At 56.7% G+C, this 13,802-nt stretch carries 10 protein-coding genes; 6 read left to right on the top strand and 4 right to left on the bottom strand.

Going from position 1 to position 13,802, the window contains the following annotated elements; translation table 11 throughout:
• Positions 1–9: 9 nt before the first annotated feature.
• Both trxA and dnaE read right to left on the bottom strand, forming a co-directional pair.
• The gene (trxA, locus tag ACQKLP_RS16320; protein WP_126246403.1) at positions 10–327 is read right to left on the bottom strand and encodes a thioredoxin; all 318 of its coding nucleotides are present in this window, start codon (positions 325–327) and stop codon (positions 10–12) included.
• A gap of 114 nt (positions 328–441) precedes the next feature.
• On the bottom strand, positions 442–4,080 hold the full coding sequence (gene dnaE, locus ACQKLP_RS16315; protein WP_427323846.1) for a DNA polymerase III subunit alpha: 3,639 nt from the start codon (positions 4,078–4,080) through the stop codon (positions 442–444).
• 168 nt (positions 4,081–4,248) lie between these two features.
• Between dnaE and ACQKLP_RS16310 the strand changes: the two genes are divergently transcribed.
• Positions 4,249–4,851 (top strand): C40 family peptidase, encoded by a 603-nt coding sequence (locus tag ACQKLP_RS16310; RefSeq protein WP_427323845.1) that lies wholly within the window; start codon positions 4,249–4,251, stop codon positions 4,849–4,851.
• Here ACQKLP_RS16310 and ACQKLP_RS16305 read toward each other — a convergent pair.
• Positions 4,844–5,716: an FkbM family methyltransferase gene (locus tag ACQKLP_RS16305; protein ID WP_427323844.1), complete on the bottom strand. Its 873-nt coding sequence runs from the start codon at positions 5,714–5,716 to the stop codon at positions 4,844–4,846. The two genes, ACQKLP_RS16310 and ACQKLP_RS16305, sit on opposite strands and share 8 nt — an antisense overlap.
• Between ACQKLP_RS16305 and ACQKLP_RS16300 the strand changes: the two genes are divergently transcribed.
• Entirely contained in the window at positions 5,692–6,666 is a 975-nt protein-coding gene (locus ACQKLP_RS16300) for a glycosyltransferase family 2 protein (protein WP_427323842.1), read from the top strand. The genes ACQKLP_RS16305 and ACQKLP_RS16300 overlap by 25 nt on opposite strands.
• On the opposite strand, the gene ACQKLP_RS16295 is transcribed toward ACQKLP_RS16300, so the two are convergent.
• Positions 6,655–8,139, bottom strand: coding sequence for a lipopolysaccharide biosynthesis protein (locus ACQKLP_RS16295; RefSeq protein ID WP_427323840.1), 1,485 nt, complete (start codon positions 8,137–8,139; stop codon positions 6,655–6,657). The genes ACQKLP_RS16300 and ACQKLP_RS16295 overlap by 12 nt on opposite strands.
• A gap of 118 nt (positions 8,140–8,257) precedes the next feature.
• Here ACQKLP_RS16295 and ACQKLP_RS16290 point away from each other — a divergent pair, with 118 nt between their 5' ends.
• Genes ACQKLP_RS16290 through ACQKLP_RS16275 form a run of 4 tightly spaced genes read left to right on the top strand, consistent with a single transcriptional unit; the run spans position 8,258 to position 13,801 of the window.
• On the top strand, positions 8,258–10,936 hold the full coding sequence (locus tag ACQKLP_RS16290; protein ID WP_427323838.1) for a CshA/CshB family fibrillar adhesin-related protein: 2,679 nt from the start codon (positions 8,258–8,260) through the stop codon (positions 10,934–10,936).
• Positions 10,937–10,984: 48 nt separating this feature from the next.
• Entirely contained in the window at positions 10,985–11,821 is an 837-nt protein-coding gene (locus ACQKLP_RS16285) for an alpha-1,2-fucosyltransferase (protein WP_427323836.1), read from the top strand.
• 5 nt (positions 11,822–11,826) lie between these two features.
• Entirely contained in the window at positions 11,827–12,648 is an 822-nt protein-coding gene (locus ACQKLP_RS16280; protein ID WP_427323834.1) for a glycosyltransferase, read from the top strand.
• Positions 12,641–13,801, top strand: coding sequence for a glycosyltransferase family 4 protein (locus ACQKLP_RS16275; RefSeq protein WP_427323832.1), 1,161 nt, complete (start codon positions 12,641–12,643; stop codon positions 13,799–13,801). Before ACQKLP_RS16280 ends, ACQKLP_RS16275 begins: the two co-directional genes overlap by 8 nt.
• Position 13,802 lies beyond the last annotated feature (1 nt).

Below are 13,802 nucleotides of genomic sequence, written 5' to 3'. Positions count from 1 at the left end.
CAAACCCGATTAGAGGTTAGCCTGAATCTTTTTATCCAGAACTGCTTTCGGAGCAGCGCCCACTTGTTTGTCTACCACCTGGCCGTTTTTGATGAACAGGATAGCGGGGATGCTGGTGATGCCGTAGTTCATGGACACCTGCGGGTTGTTGTCCACGTTCACTTTACCGATGTTCACTTTGCCATCGTAGTCTTTCGCCAGCTCTTCGATAACCGGACCGATCGCGCGGCAGGGACCGCACCATTCTGCCCAGAAGTCGACCACGGTGAGTTTATCCGAATCGAGCACGTTAGATTTGAAGTTCGCATCTGTGAATTCTAAAGCCATTTTGTATAGATTTAAAAGTTTATAATTTAATGATTGGTGTTGATGTATACTCAAAAATCAATCCGATGTAAAACTACTGCTTTTTTGACATCCGTAGTTATAGGATTTCTCTACTTACTTATTGGCAATATCTATCCAGACATCCAGGTCCGGCTGCTGGTCCAGCCAATGTGCCAATTCGTCATTCATTTCCACGTGTTTATTGAAGGTATGCATGCGGACGGACAGGTTCTCGTCACGGTCCACCAACTGGAAGTAGATCTCGCTTTTGCCGGGGTTGCGTGACACATTGTCTGCCAGGAAATCCACGATCTCCGGCGTGATGAATTGCGGCATCGTCACGATACCGATTTTCCTCGTCTGGTTCCGTTTCACTTCCTGCAGCAGCTGCATGCTGTTGATCTTGAATTCGTACTCGTTTTCGTTGAAGCGCCTTGGCTTGAAGCCGCCGTTCACGTACAGGCAAAGGCCCTGTTTGAAATAGTTCGTGAACTTGAGGAAATCTTCGCTCCAGAGCGCAAATTCGAACTTGCCGGAATAATCTTCCAGCGTCATGATGCCGAATTGCTTGTTGTTGCGGGAGATGCGCTCCACCGCGCCGCTGACATACACGGCCATGCGGAAATCCTTCGCTTTGCCTTTGTTATTGTCGGACGCACCGCTGATCTGGTTCTGGTATTCGGTGATGTCAGACAGCGGGCTCATATGGTAATGCTTCAGCTCGAACTTGTAATCGTCGAGCGGGTGGCCGGAGATGTAGATCCCCGTTACCTCGCGCTCATTGTTCAGCTTGATGGTCAGCGGCCAGGGATCGCAGGGCGGGATTTTCGGCGGAACGATCTCCGCCATGAGCGAATCCCCGAAAAGCCCGCCGGAAGTGGCGTTTTCCGCGGAAACCTGTTGCCCGAACTTCACGATCTTTTCCAGCCCGGTAGTGGTATCGCCATCCGGTTTGTGGAAATACTGTGCACGGTGCAGTTCCGGGAAGCAGTCGAGCGCGCCCGACATGGCGAGCGCCTCCAGCGATTTCCGGTTCACCGCGCGCTGGTTCACCCGCTTGATCATATCGAACATCGTCGTATACGCACCGTTCTTCTCCCGTTCTTCGATGATATTCTCGATCGCCGCTTCGCCCACGCCCTTGAGGCCTGCCAGCCCGAAACGCACCTGGCCTTTCCGGTTCACCGCAAAGCCCTTGAACGATTCATTCACGTCGGGCGGCAATACGTCGAGCCCCATTCGCTTACATTCCTCCATGAAGAAAGTGATCTTTTCCAGGTTGGAGGCGTTGTTCAGCACCGATGCCATGTATTCGGCCGGGTAATGCGCCTTCAGGTAAGCCGTCTGGTACGCCACGAAAGCGTAACAGGTGGAGTGCGATTTGTTGAACGCGTAGGATGCGAACGCTTCCCAGTCGGTCCATACCTTGTCGCACATCTTCAGATCATGCCCGTTCTGCTTGCAGCCTTCCATGAACTGGGCTTTCATTTTGTCCAGCACCGCCTTCTGTTTCTTACCCATGGCCTTACGCAGGATGTCGGCGTCGCCTTTGGAGAAGTTGGCCATCTTCTGGCTGAGGAGCATTACCTGTTCCTGGTATACGTTGATCCCGTAAGTTTCCGCCAGGTATTCCTCCATCACGGGCACGTCGTACGTCACCGGTTCCAGGCCGTGTTTACGGCGGATGAACAGGGGGATGTACTCGAGCGGGCCCGGGCGGTACAGGGCGTTCATGGCGATGAGGTCGGCGAATTTGTCGGGCTTCAGCTCGCGGAGGTATTTCTGCATGCCCGGACTTTCAAACTGGAACGTGGCGTTGGTTTCAGCGCGCTGGTACAGCTCGAAGGTCTTCTGATCGTCCAGCGGGATATTGTCGATAATAATGTCGATGCCGTGGTTCTTCTTGATCATTTCCAGCGCGCCCTTGATGATGGTCAGGGTTTTCAGGCCCAGGAAGTCCATCTTGATGACGCCGGCGCTCTCGATCACGTTGCCCTCGAACTGGGTCACGAGCAGGTCGGAATCCTTCGCCGTGGTCACCGGGATGAGCTCGGAAAGGTCTTTCGGCGCGATGATGATCCCCGCCGCGTGGATGCCCGTATTCCGCACGGAACCTTCCAGTACGCAGGCCTCGCGGAGCACTTCGCCCTGCAGGTCATCGCCCTTGATCAGTTCCCGCAGCTTTTTCACGTTCTCCATGTCTTCCGGGCCCAGGCCTTCCTTGTCCTGCAGGCTCTTGTCCCCGTCCAGCGGGGCGTTGAAGATCCTGCTCAGCTGGATCCCCGGCTTATCGGGCACCAGCTTCGCCAGCGCGTTGGATTCCTGCAGGGGCAGGTCCATCACGCGGGCAACGTCCTTGATCGACATTTTCGCCGCCATGGTACCGTAGGTGATGATCTGGGCCACCTGCTGCTTGCCGTATTTTTCCACCACATAATCGATCACGCGTTGCCGGCCTTCGTCGTCGAAGTCCGTATCGATATCGGGCATGGACTTACGTTCCGGGTTGAGGAACCTTTCGAACAGCAGGTCGTATTTAATGGGGTCGATATTGGTGATCCCGATGCAGTATGCCACGGCGGAGCCCGCGGCGGAACCGCGGCCCGGGCCGATGAACACCCCGAGGTCGCGCCCGGCCTTGATGAAGTCGGACACGATGAGGAAGTACCCGGCGAATCCCATTTTCTCGATCACGTCCAGCTCGAAATTGAGCCTTTCCTCCACTTCCGCCGTGATTTCCGCGTACCGGCCGCGGGCACCTTCGTAGGTGATGTGCCGGAGGTATTGGTCCTGCGTGAAAAATTCCTTCGGAATGGGGAAGTTGGGGAGGAGGATATCGCGCTTCAGGTCGAGCAGCTGCACCTTGTCCACGATCTCGTTGGTATTGTCGATGGATGCGGGCAGATCGGCGAAGAGCTTGGTCATTTCTTCGGTCGACTTGAAATAGAATTGATCGTTATAGAAAGCGAAACGCCTGTTTTTTACCATGACGTCGTCGTCGGAAAACTCCTTCATCGACGGCGTGCTTTTCTTTTCGCCGGTGTTGATACAGAGGAGGATGTCGTGGGCGTTGGCATCGGCCTGGTCAACGTAATGCGAGTCGTTGGAGGCGATGATCTTGACGTTGTATTTCTTGGCGAAGCGCACGAGCACTTCGTTCACTTTTTCCTGTTCGGGAATGCCGTGGCGTTGCATTTCGACGTAGAAATCCTCGCCGAAAATGTCCAGCCACCATTTAAATTCCTTTTCGCCTTCTTCTTCGCCTTTTTTGAGGATGGTCTTGGGAACGGAGGCGCCGAGGCAGCAGGTGGTGGCGATGAGGCCCTGGTGGTATTGGAGGATGAGCTCCTTATCGATACGGGGATACTTGCCGTACAGGCCTTCGATATACCCGAGGGAGCATAATTTGATGAGATTGCGGTATCCCTGGTCGTCTTTCGCGAGTAAAACCTGGTGGTAGCGGATGTCTTTTTCTTCGCGGGTGAACTGGCGTTTGTGCCGGTTTTCCACGAGATAAAATTCGCAACCCACAATAGGCTTCACTTTCAGGCGTTTATCTTTAGGGTCGTCGGGGTTAAGCCGGTGATTATAGGCTTCCGCCACGAACTGGAATGCCCCGAACATGTTACCGTGGTCGGTGATGGCGAGCGCGGGCTGGCCATCGCCCATCGCTTTTTTATAGAGCCCCTTGATGTCGGCGGCCCCGTCCAGCAGCGAAAACTGCGTATGCACGTGCAGGTGTGAAAACTTCATCGTCGGATCTGGGTTGAGGTGATTTTTTTCAGCGATTGCCAAAGGGCAAAAATCGGAATTTATTATATTGCAACCAATTTTTAAAAAAACGCCGGAATGAAGAGAAGATCGGGAATGCGAATTTACAGGTTGTTGCCATTGGGGGCCTTATTGCTGGGAAGCTGTGCCATGTTGAAGAAACAGCCGCAGCAAACCGCCGCAGAAAAGCCCGCGGAGCCGCGCCAGATGGAATTCATCGATGGCATCTCCATCTCCCGCGATCCCAAAACCAGCGACCATAGCCATAAAAACCGCAGTACCACCCTCCGGGAATCCCCCGGCCGGGTAGCCGGCATCGAAGAAGCCCGCTGGTGGCAGTTCAAATACGCCCAGCTGCTCGATCTGCCCGTAGAAAATGTGGTGAACGAGAAATTGTTCAGTTTCATCGAAGAATGGTATGGTGTGCCTTACCGCATGGGCGGCAGCTCGAAAGACGGGATCGATTGCTCCAATTTTGTGAATACGTTTATGTCGGCTGTTTTCCAGATCAGCCTGACCGGCAATTCCGGCCAGCTGTTCCACCAGGTGAACCGCCTGGCCAAACGGGCAGACCTTCAATATGGCGATCTCGTCTTCTTCGCCATCAACCGCAAAAAGCGGATTTCCCACGTGGGCGTGTATCTCGATAACGACCGTTTCGTGCATGCCTCTTCCAGCAACGGCGTCATGATCAGTGACCTCCGCGAGCCTTACTGGGTAAGGTATTACGCCGGTGCCGGCAGGATCAACTGATCCTTCTCGCAAAAATATTCAACTGCTGTTCGTATTCGCTGCCGCATTCGCCGGGAACGAAGGGATGGGCCACATTGTCGGCCGCTTCCTTGATGTAATACTCGAACCCGCTTTGTTGCAGGATGTCGAGCATATGCGTCAGTTCATGGCTTTTGCCGATCTGGCCGTGGTATTCGAGGAAAAGACAGCGCACATTGTGGAGATATGGCGCACAATCGAGGATCACGGGATATTCCGCGCCTTCGATATCGATTTTCAGAAAATCGACGGGTTGCTGCAACAGATCGGCCAGCCTGCGGCAGGGAACGCTGACGGTGTTGGTCCCGCCTTCCTGGATGTGGCTGCCCTGGCCGCCGGTAGAGGTGAAAGTGATGCTGCCGGTGTGGGTCCATACCGCTTCACGGATGGGCTCGGTGCCGGTCAGCTGATTGTCCTGCACGTTTTTTGTCAGCAATCCGAAGTTATGCGTATCCGGCTCGAAGGCCATGATGCGTGCTTTGGGATAGAGGCGCTGGAAATAGAGCGCACTGAGGCCGATGTTGGCGCCGCAATCGAGGATCAGCGGCGCGTCTGTCGAAGATTTGAACCGGTATATTTCCTGGGTGATGATCTCGTCGAACGAATGCATGAGCTCCCAGGATTTGGTGAACCAGATCTTCCCGCCTTTCCAGTTGATATGCTGTAAGGGCCCCTGGGGCAAGTGCTTGAGGTACTTGACCATCCAGAAGGAAAGACGGTCGCCGTCGGTTCGCTTCGGCATGAGCTTTTTACGGACGCCGCCGAGGATTTGCCCCAGCATGGAACGGGATTGCGCGCTGTTCGAGGAGTTGGCCATGTAATATGATCGATAAATATATCTTTGCAAAATATACCATTTACATGAATAATCCACGGATTTCCGTTTGTATACCGGCTTACAAACAGCCGATATTGCTCGAAAGATGCTTGCACAGCCTGCGTTTGCAGGAGCATGCCGAATTCGAGGTGATCGTGACCGACGATTCGCCGGACGATTCCGTGGCCGATCTCGTGCGCGATTTCCGGGCCGGGTTTCCGGTACGGTACGAAAAAAATCCCTCCGCCCTCGGTTCCCCCGAAAACTGGAACGCCGCCCTCGCCCTCGCGAAAGGCGAATATGTGAAAATCCTCCATCACGACGACTGGCTCCGCTCGCCCAACGCCCTGGCCACTATCGCAGATCAGCTCGACCGCCACCCCAGCGCGTCGATGGCGTATTCGGCTACGGTAGACGTATATCCCAACAACGCGGAAGTCGTTCATGAGACCACGCCCGCACAGCTCCGCCAGCTCAACCGCCGCCCGGAATCCCTGCTGCTGGGGAATTTCGTGGGTGCGCCGAGCGGCGTCACTTTCCGGAGGCATCCCGGCCTCCGTTTCGATCCGCAGTTGAAATGGCTGGTAGACATCGATTTTTACCTGGAAGCGCTCAAGCACGGCCCCGCCGTGTATATCCCGGAACCGCTCGTCAACATCGGCCTCCACGAAATGCAGGTCACCAATGCCGTGCAGCATGATCCCGCCGTGGTGCTGCCCGAATGGGCGCGTGTGCTGGGCAAAGATCCGCGTTACGTGAAACAGGGTTGGAAGATGTATGATCTGCTCTGGCGGATGTTCCGGAATTTCGGGGTCCGCAGCCAGGACGAGCTGGTGAGGTATTGCGCCGGGAACCCCGTTCCCGCGGTGTTCCGGCAGATCGTACAGGCACAGGGCCAGGTGCCCGCCGCGTTGTTGCGCATAGGCCCCGCTTCCAAAGCGGTCATGTCGGCCGCGTGGGTCCGCAGTTTATGGCTTTAACCTGCTTTTGATGAATTTATCGAACGCTTCCGACACGTCGTCAGACAGCCGGAAAGCGATCACTGCGCCGCCGAAAAGGCCGCCGAACACCGCTGTGCGCAAAATGAGGCTCAGCCAGGGATTGGCGATCCCGATCAGTTGCGCCACCCAGTAACAGGCGAGGCCGAGCAGCACGATGTATAACGTACGAAGGGAGAAAGGTTGCAGTTTGAAACGGAAATACAGGAACGAGAACCGCACCAGCCCGAAGATGAAGGCAGACAGCAAATTGGCGATGGCATTGCCCTGGATGCCGAAAAGCTTGTTGAACCAGATGTTGAACGGAATGGCGATGGCGCCCGCCAGGAGGTTCGAATAGAACTCGAAACGCCAGTGGTTGGAGGTACCCGTGATCTGGCTGGATACGCCGAAACTCATGTCCATCACAGATTTCAGGCCCATGAAAAAGATCACCGGTTTGCCGGCGTCGAAGATATCGTCGAGTTGCAGGATATCAAATGCATTGTCCACATTCAGCCAGATCAGCCCGAAAAGCAGCACCGCATAAGTGAGCATGGAATTGCTGGAGCGGCGGTAAATGTTGCCGATGGCCGATACATCGCGGTTTTTCCAGTTGGCAGACAGCACGGGGATGGCGATGGCTACGATATTGCGTTGGGGGAGGAGGATGAGCGTGCTGATATAGGTCGCGAATTCGAAAACGAAGCCCAGGCTCAGGCCGTCTCTGCTGGAAATGGACAGGTTGTCGATGTTCTGGGATACCACGGCGATCACCGCGCCGATGTACAGCGTGGCGTTGAAAGTGATCATGCGCCTGGCGAGCCTCCGCGTCACGTTGCTGATGGAAAAGGAAAAAACGAGATCGCCCTGGCGGTACAGATAAACGAACAGGAACCCGAAAATCACCAGGTACACGAGGGAATACGACAGCACGAAATGCGGCAATGCCAGCGCCCCGAAGAAGAACAATACGTACAGCACGAGCTGTTCCACCCGCAGGCCTACTTCTTTCAGCAGGATGGGGTAAACGCTTTTATACTGGTTGTAGGAAAAGTTTTCGAAGATAAAGAACAGCAGGTAAAACAGGGAAAAGGGGATGAGGTAGAAGTAGTAATCCACCACATAGGCGCTCTTGGTGCCGAACTTCCGGATGATGAGGTCTTCGAACAGGAAGAAACCCGCCGTACAAAGGAGGAACCCGATCCCGCAGAGGATCAGTACGATCCCGAAAATATCGCGCCGGTTGGCCGGCAGCAGATCGCGGTACCAGGGGTAGAATTTGTTCAGCATGGAAATGGAGCCCAGGTTAGACAGGGCCGCCACGATGAGGGCGATGCTGATGAAAAACCGCGTCAAGCCCACCACTTCCGGGTCTACGAACTTGGCCGCCAGGATGGTGGTGAGGCCGCCGATGCCGAATCCTACGAACGTGATGATGGAGGTACGAATACTTTGACTGCGGATGATGCCCATTATTCTTTCAAACTTAACGGCGAATATATAATGATTTTGGTTTGCTCCGGGAATTATTAACTTTAACGACGGGGCCCCATGCCAATCCATCCCGTATCACGTTCATTCCGATTTCCTTATGCCGAGGCTTGCCGTCAAAACACTCTTTTCCATCTTGTTCCTCATCGCCGGTACCACCGTACGGGCGCAATATGCAGACCGCGGCACCGGGAAGCTGAAGCCTTACATCTGGTTTTTCGACTGGAACGGTTTTACCGTCGCCAACGGCGCCACGCGCATGTTTACGACGGCCGACGGTATCCGGGTCAACATCCGGTTCAGCAACGTGACCGGCACCCTGGAGCCGGATGTCATGAACACCTGGTTCGGCGCGGTGCTGCATAACCTGTACGAGTTTTCCGATACGCGCATGCGCCCCTCGCTCCACAGCCGGCAAACCGCGGCCACGGTCACGTTCGACATGGAAATCACCGCCCGGCGGAACGGGGTTTCCATCCCGTTTACCCTCGTGGCCGCCGACGCGGAAGCTTCAATTCCCACCGAAGTGACGCATTTCAACACTACCGGCGGCGCCTGGCAGGCGGTCGATTATTTCAAGAACGTACTAACTACGCTCAATCCCCTCACGGGATGCAATACGCAAACCATCCAGATCGCCAATACCTACGGCGGCGGTTCCGGAATGGGCGAGAACATGATGATGGCCACCTGGTCTGACGGGGTGGCGCCCCTGGTCGTCAAAACCACCCTGGAACGCCAAAACGGCGATATCGGCGGGATGGCGGTTACCTTCGGGATATTGGCGCCCATCGACTGGGGAGACCTTCCCGGCCCTTATCCCTCCGCGCAGCATGCCATCAACTGGAGCGCCGTCAACGGCTGCTCCTTCGCGCCGCCGGGGCCCTCGCTGATCCCGGAGTCGCGCCTGTTCCTGGGCAACGTCATGGCCGATCCGGACGATGTGCAGGGCGCGGATGATAACCTGCTGGGGGCCGACGAGGAAGCGGTATCCGTTTTCCCCGCATACAACGGCAGCACCGGTACGTACGCGCTCAACGTGGCCGTCACGAACCAGACGGGGGCAACGGCATACGCCGGCGGGTGGATGGACTGGAACCGCGACGGGGTGTTCAGTGCCAACGAAACCATCGTGCTGACCATACCGCCCGGCGCTACCAGTGCGGTTTTCAGCTGGACAGGCCTCCCGTATTCGCTGGCAGACGGCCCCTCGGCCCGGTGCGCCTTCCGGTTCCGCATCGCGTCTACCCGCGCGGCAGTGGAATCGCCGGAAGGCTTCGCTACGGATGGGGAAGTGGAAGATTACCTGGCGCCCGTCCTGCAAACCTGCAACATCACGAAAGTAGATGCAGGCAGGGACGTGGCCATCTGCGAAGGCCGGAACACGCGGCTGCAGGCTTCCGGGGCAGACCGTTACCAATGGCAGCCCGATCCGACGCTGACGGCGGTCAATATCCCCGGTCCATCCGCCAACCCATCTGCCACCACTTCCTATTATTTATACGGTGAGCATGCCAACGGCTGCCATAGCCGCGATACGGTGATCGTGCGGGTACATCCGCTTCCCGTACTTGACGTAACGCCGGGGAGCTACGCCGTTTGCCAGGGCGCCAGCATCACGTTTACGGCCATAGGGGCAGATAACGTAACCTGGAGCGATGATACGGGCGCCGGCGTGGGAACGGGCAATACGCTCACCGTGACGCCGCAGGTTTCCGGGCCTTACACCGCAGTGTTGTCAGAAAACCTTTGCGGACAGCGGGCTACCATCACGCTCCCCGTGATGGTAACGCCCCGGCCCGTAGTCAGCGTAACGCCGCTGAACGCCACCATCTGCGAAGGTGATGCAGTCACGTTCACCGCAACCGGCGGCTCCATTACCTGGACAGACGCGCAGCAAAATATCATCGGCACCGCAGGGCAGCTGCAGGTACAGCCAGCGAACAGCGGCCATTACGGGGTGCGGATCCGGCATGCCGTGTGCGGGATAGACGAAGCTTTCGTGTTGCCGGTTACGGTGCGGAAACTTACGGATATGGGCGTTTCGCCGCTGCAGGGCTTCGCCTGTAAAGGCGAGCAGGTGCAGTTCACGGCGCGCGGAGCGGATGAAGCGGTTTGGGAACGGGAAGATTTTACGGTGATCGGTACGGGCGACCGTTTGACGACGGCCCCCGTCACATCGAGCACCGTTTACCATGTGACGCTCCGCGACCGGGCGTGCGGACAGGAACAACGGGTGACGCTGCCGGTCAGCATGCGCCCGCCGCCGGATGTGACCATTTTCAAAAGCAACGATATCGACTGCATGCATGGCGACGCGACGCTGACGGCTTCGGGCGCCCTGGAATACCGGTGGAGCGCGGGACCGGGGATTTCCGATCCTGCGATGCACATCCAGTCCGTTTCGCCGGTGACATCGTACAAATATTTCCTCTCGTCCAAAGATATTTATGGCTGTTCCGCCCTCGATTCGGTGACGGTCGCCGTTTCCTACACCGGCCAGCGCCCGCATTTCCAGCTGCCCAGCGCGTTTACGCCCAACCGTGATGGCGTCAACGATTGTTTCGGGATCAAATCCACCGGGCCGGTAACCCGCTTCGAGCTGACGGTGTTCGACCGGTGGGGGAAGATCGTTTTCCGGACGGGCAAAGCCAACGATTGCTGGGACGGTACCTACAAAAACGTTCCGCTGGACATCGGCACCTTCGTGTATGTGTTGCGGATCGCTTCCGAATGCGGGCCGGTGGAACGGAAAGGAACGGTTACGCTGCTGCGCTGATCGGATTAATGGACGAAAAAGGATAATTTTGCGCCAAAACGAACCCATTTGATCCTTGTTCAATTAAAAGGCGGGCTGGGCAACCAGATGTTCCAATACGCCGCCGGCCGCACGCTGGCTTTGCGTTACGATGTTCCGCTGTACCTCGACAAGGGGAGTTATGAGCCCCGCCAGGCCGCGATGTACGGTCTCGACGGACTAAAAATCCACGCCGCCGCGGCCTCCGAAAACATGGTCCCACGTCCCGGGCCGCTGGGAAAGATCTTCAACCGCCTGGCCCCCGTATCCATGCGGAGCATCCTCCGCGAAGCGCATTTCCACTACGATCCCGCGTTCGAAGCCGTTAAACCGCCCGTGTACCTGAAAGGCTACTGGCAGAGCTGGAAATACTTCGCGCCCATAGCCGATGTTATCCGGGAGGATTTCACGTTCAGCATCGCTTTTTCAACTGAAATACTGGCCAAAGCGGAAGTATTGCGCAACAGCGACAGCGTGGCCATGCACTTCCGCCGGGGCGATTATACGAGCACTTCTGCCGCGGCGTACCACGGCATCTGCGGACCGGAATATTACCAGCGGGCGGCGGCACGGTATCCCGGCGCTACATTTTATATATTTACCAACGATCCGGCATGGGTGAAAGACAATCTTCCCGCGGGCATCCGCTACGAAATCCTCAGCGGATCGTTGAGCGGCACGCAATACGAAGACCTTTTCCTCATGAGCCAATGCAGGCACCAGATCATCGCCAACAGCAGTTACAGCTGGTGGGCGGCCTGGCTGAACCGGTTCCCCGGCAAAAAGATCACCGCGCCGAAGCGTTGGTTTCTGGCGGAGGGATTGCATGATCACGACCTGGTCCCGGCGTCATGGGACAGAATTTAGCACACATGGAAAAAGCACCGCTCATATCCGTCATATTGCCCGTTTACAACGGCGGCCCTTTCCTGCGGCAAACGTTGGAAGCATTGCTGGCGCAGACGTTGGAGGATTTTGAACTGATCGTCATCAACGACGGGTCTACCGACGACAGCGAGGCTACCATCCTCTCTTTCAACGATCCCCGCATCCATTATTTCCCGCAACCGAACCAGGGCTTCATTTTCAGCCTGAACCGCGGCATCGCGGCGGCAAGGGGGCAATACATCGCGCGGATCGATGCAGACGATGTTTGTTTGCCCGAACGCTTCGAACGGCAGGCGGCCTGGCTGGCTGCTCACCCGGAAGCTGCGGTGGTAGGGTGTTTTGTCACTTTTATCGATGAAAATGGCCGGGAAACGGGCATCTGGCCGGAAGACAGGGCCTGCGTCACGAACGGGCAGATCCGCAGGGCGCTTCCCAAATTCAACTGCATTGCCCACCCCGGCGTGATGGCCAGGGCGGAGGTGTTCCGCGAATATCCTTACCGGAAAGAACAAAAACATATCGAAGACTATGACCTTTGGCTTCGCCTGCAGGGCGACGGTAAAGTGATGGAAAAGGTGCCGGAGCCGTTGTTGCTGTACCGGGTCCATTCGGGCTCGGTGACGGTTTCGGTCATCAAGAAAAACAATATTTTCCTGCGGCATTTCCATTGCAAGCGCCGGTACCTGGCCCTGCGCCTGGCACAGGGGAAATGGAACGGGTTCGATTGCCGGGTGCTGGCCGGTATGTGCCGCGACGCGGCCATCGCCATGGTGAAATCCTTCAAACAACGCAATGCCCATGTATAAACTGTTCCTTCTCAAACGGCGCCTCGAAGCCCTGGCGATCTTCCCGTTTGCCCTGCTGGGCAGGCTGATCGCCCGTTTGCGCCCGCTGGAAGGGGAGTTCGACCTTTTCCTGTTCTTCCCGTTCTACCATGTTGGCGGCGCGGAAAAGGTGCATGCGCAGATCGCACAGTTGTTCCCCGATAAAAAGATCATCATCTTTTTCACGAAAAAATCGCAGGGCGATGCGCTGCTTCCCCAGTTCAAAGCCCCGAATATCACCGTGCGCGATGTTTCGCGGTATACGGACAATAAGTTCATGTACTGGAATAACCTGATCTGGCGCGGCATTGCGGCGGAATACATCCGCCGGCAGCGGGTGCGGCCCATAGTGTTCAACGGGCAGTGCAATTTCGCGTACAAGTTATCGCCGCATGTGCCGAAGCGCGTCCGCCAGGTCGAACTGATCCATTCTTTCTGCAGTTTTTCGTATATCCGCATCCCGTTCATCCCGTTTTACGAAACGTCGGTAATGATCAGCAGAGACAGCATCCGCAAGCACCTGGAGCTGTACCGGAAATTCAGCGTCCCCGCGGCTTTCGGCGAGCGCATCCGCCTCATCATGAACGGGATCCCCATTCCTGCGGATGTAAAGCCGCTTCCCGAAGCGGCGCGGTTGCTGTACGCCGGTCGCGGAACCGCGGAGAAACGCCCCTGGCTGGTTGCGGCCATCGCGCAGGCGGCGGGGGAGAAGGCCGGCATGCTGGGCCCGCTGGAAACGGCCATCCCGGCCGATTTGCAGGGAAGCTGCGTGTTTTATGGGGAACAGTCGGCCCCGGAGGTGATAGACCGCATTTACCGGGAGCACCGGATCGTCGCCATCACCTCATCCACCGAAGGTTTTCCCATGGTGATCATGGAAGCGATGGCGCGCGGACTGGCCGTTTTATCGACCGACGTGGGCGATATTCCGTATCATGTGCAGCATGGCGTGAATGGCTGGCTGATTTCGCACCGGCAGCCGGAAACGGAGATCGTGGCGGAAGGGGCGCGGCTGCTGCGCGAAGCGGGGCCGGATGCGCTGGCCGGCATGCGGGAAAGGAACATCGCCTACGCAAAGGAACATTTCAGTCTCGAAGCGTTCGCTGCCGCTTATCGCAGCCTTTTGTCGAATTGAT

The organism is Chitinophaga sp. NPDC101104, assembly GCF_050277495.1.
GTDB lineage: Bacteria > Bacteroidota > Bacteroidia > Chitinophagales > Chitinophagaceae > Chitinophaga.
This window is presented reverse-complemented; position numbering and strand designations above follow the sequence as displayed.

Bases quoted from the DNA above. Each gene is read 5' to 3' on its own strand.
- trxA (WP_126246403.1), bottom strand. From the start codon at position 327: ATGGCTTTAGAATTCACAGATGCGAACTTCAAATCTAACGTGCTCGAT.
- dnaE (WP_427323846.1), bottom strand. From the start codon at position 4,080: ATGAAGTTTTCACACCTGCACGTGCATACGCAGTTTTCGCTGCTGGAC.
- ACQKLP_RS16310 (WP_427323845.1), top strand. From the start codon at position 4,249: ATGTTGAAGAAACAGCCGCAGCAAACCGCCGCAGAAAAGCCCGCGGAG.
- ACQKLP_RS16300 (WP_427323842.1), top strand. From the start codon at position 5,692: ATGATCGATAAATATATCTTTGCAAAATATACCATTTACATGAATAAT.
- ACQKLP_RS16295 (WP_427323840.1), bottom strand. From the start codon at position 8,139: ATGGGCATCATCCGCAGTCAAAGTATTCGTACCTCCATCATCACGTTC.
- ACQKLP_RS16290 (WP_427323838.1), top strand. From the start codon at position 8,258: ATGCCGAGGCTTGCCGTCAAAACACTCTTTTCCATCTTGTTCCTCATC.
- ACQKLP_RS16280 (WP_427323834.1), top strand. From the start codon at position 11,827: ATGGAAAAAGCACCGCTCATATCCGTCATATTGCCCGTTTACAACGGC.
- ACQKLP_RS16275 (WP_427323832.1), top strand. From the start codon at position 12,641: ATGTATAAACTGTTCCTTCTCAAACGGCGCCTCGAAGCCCTGGCGATC.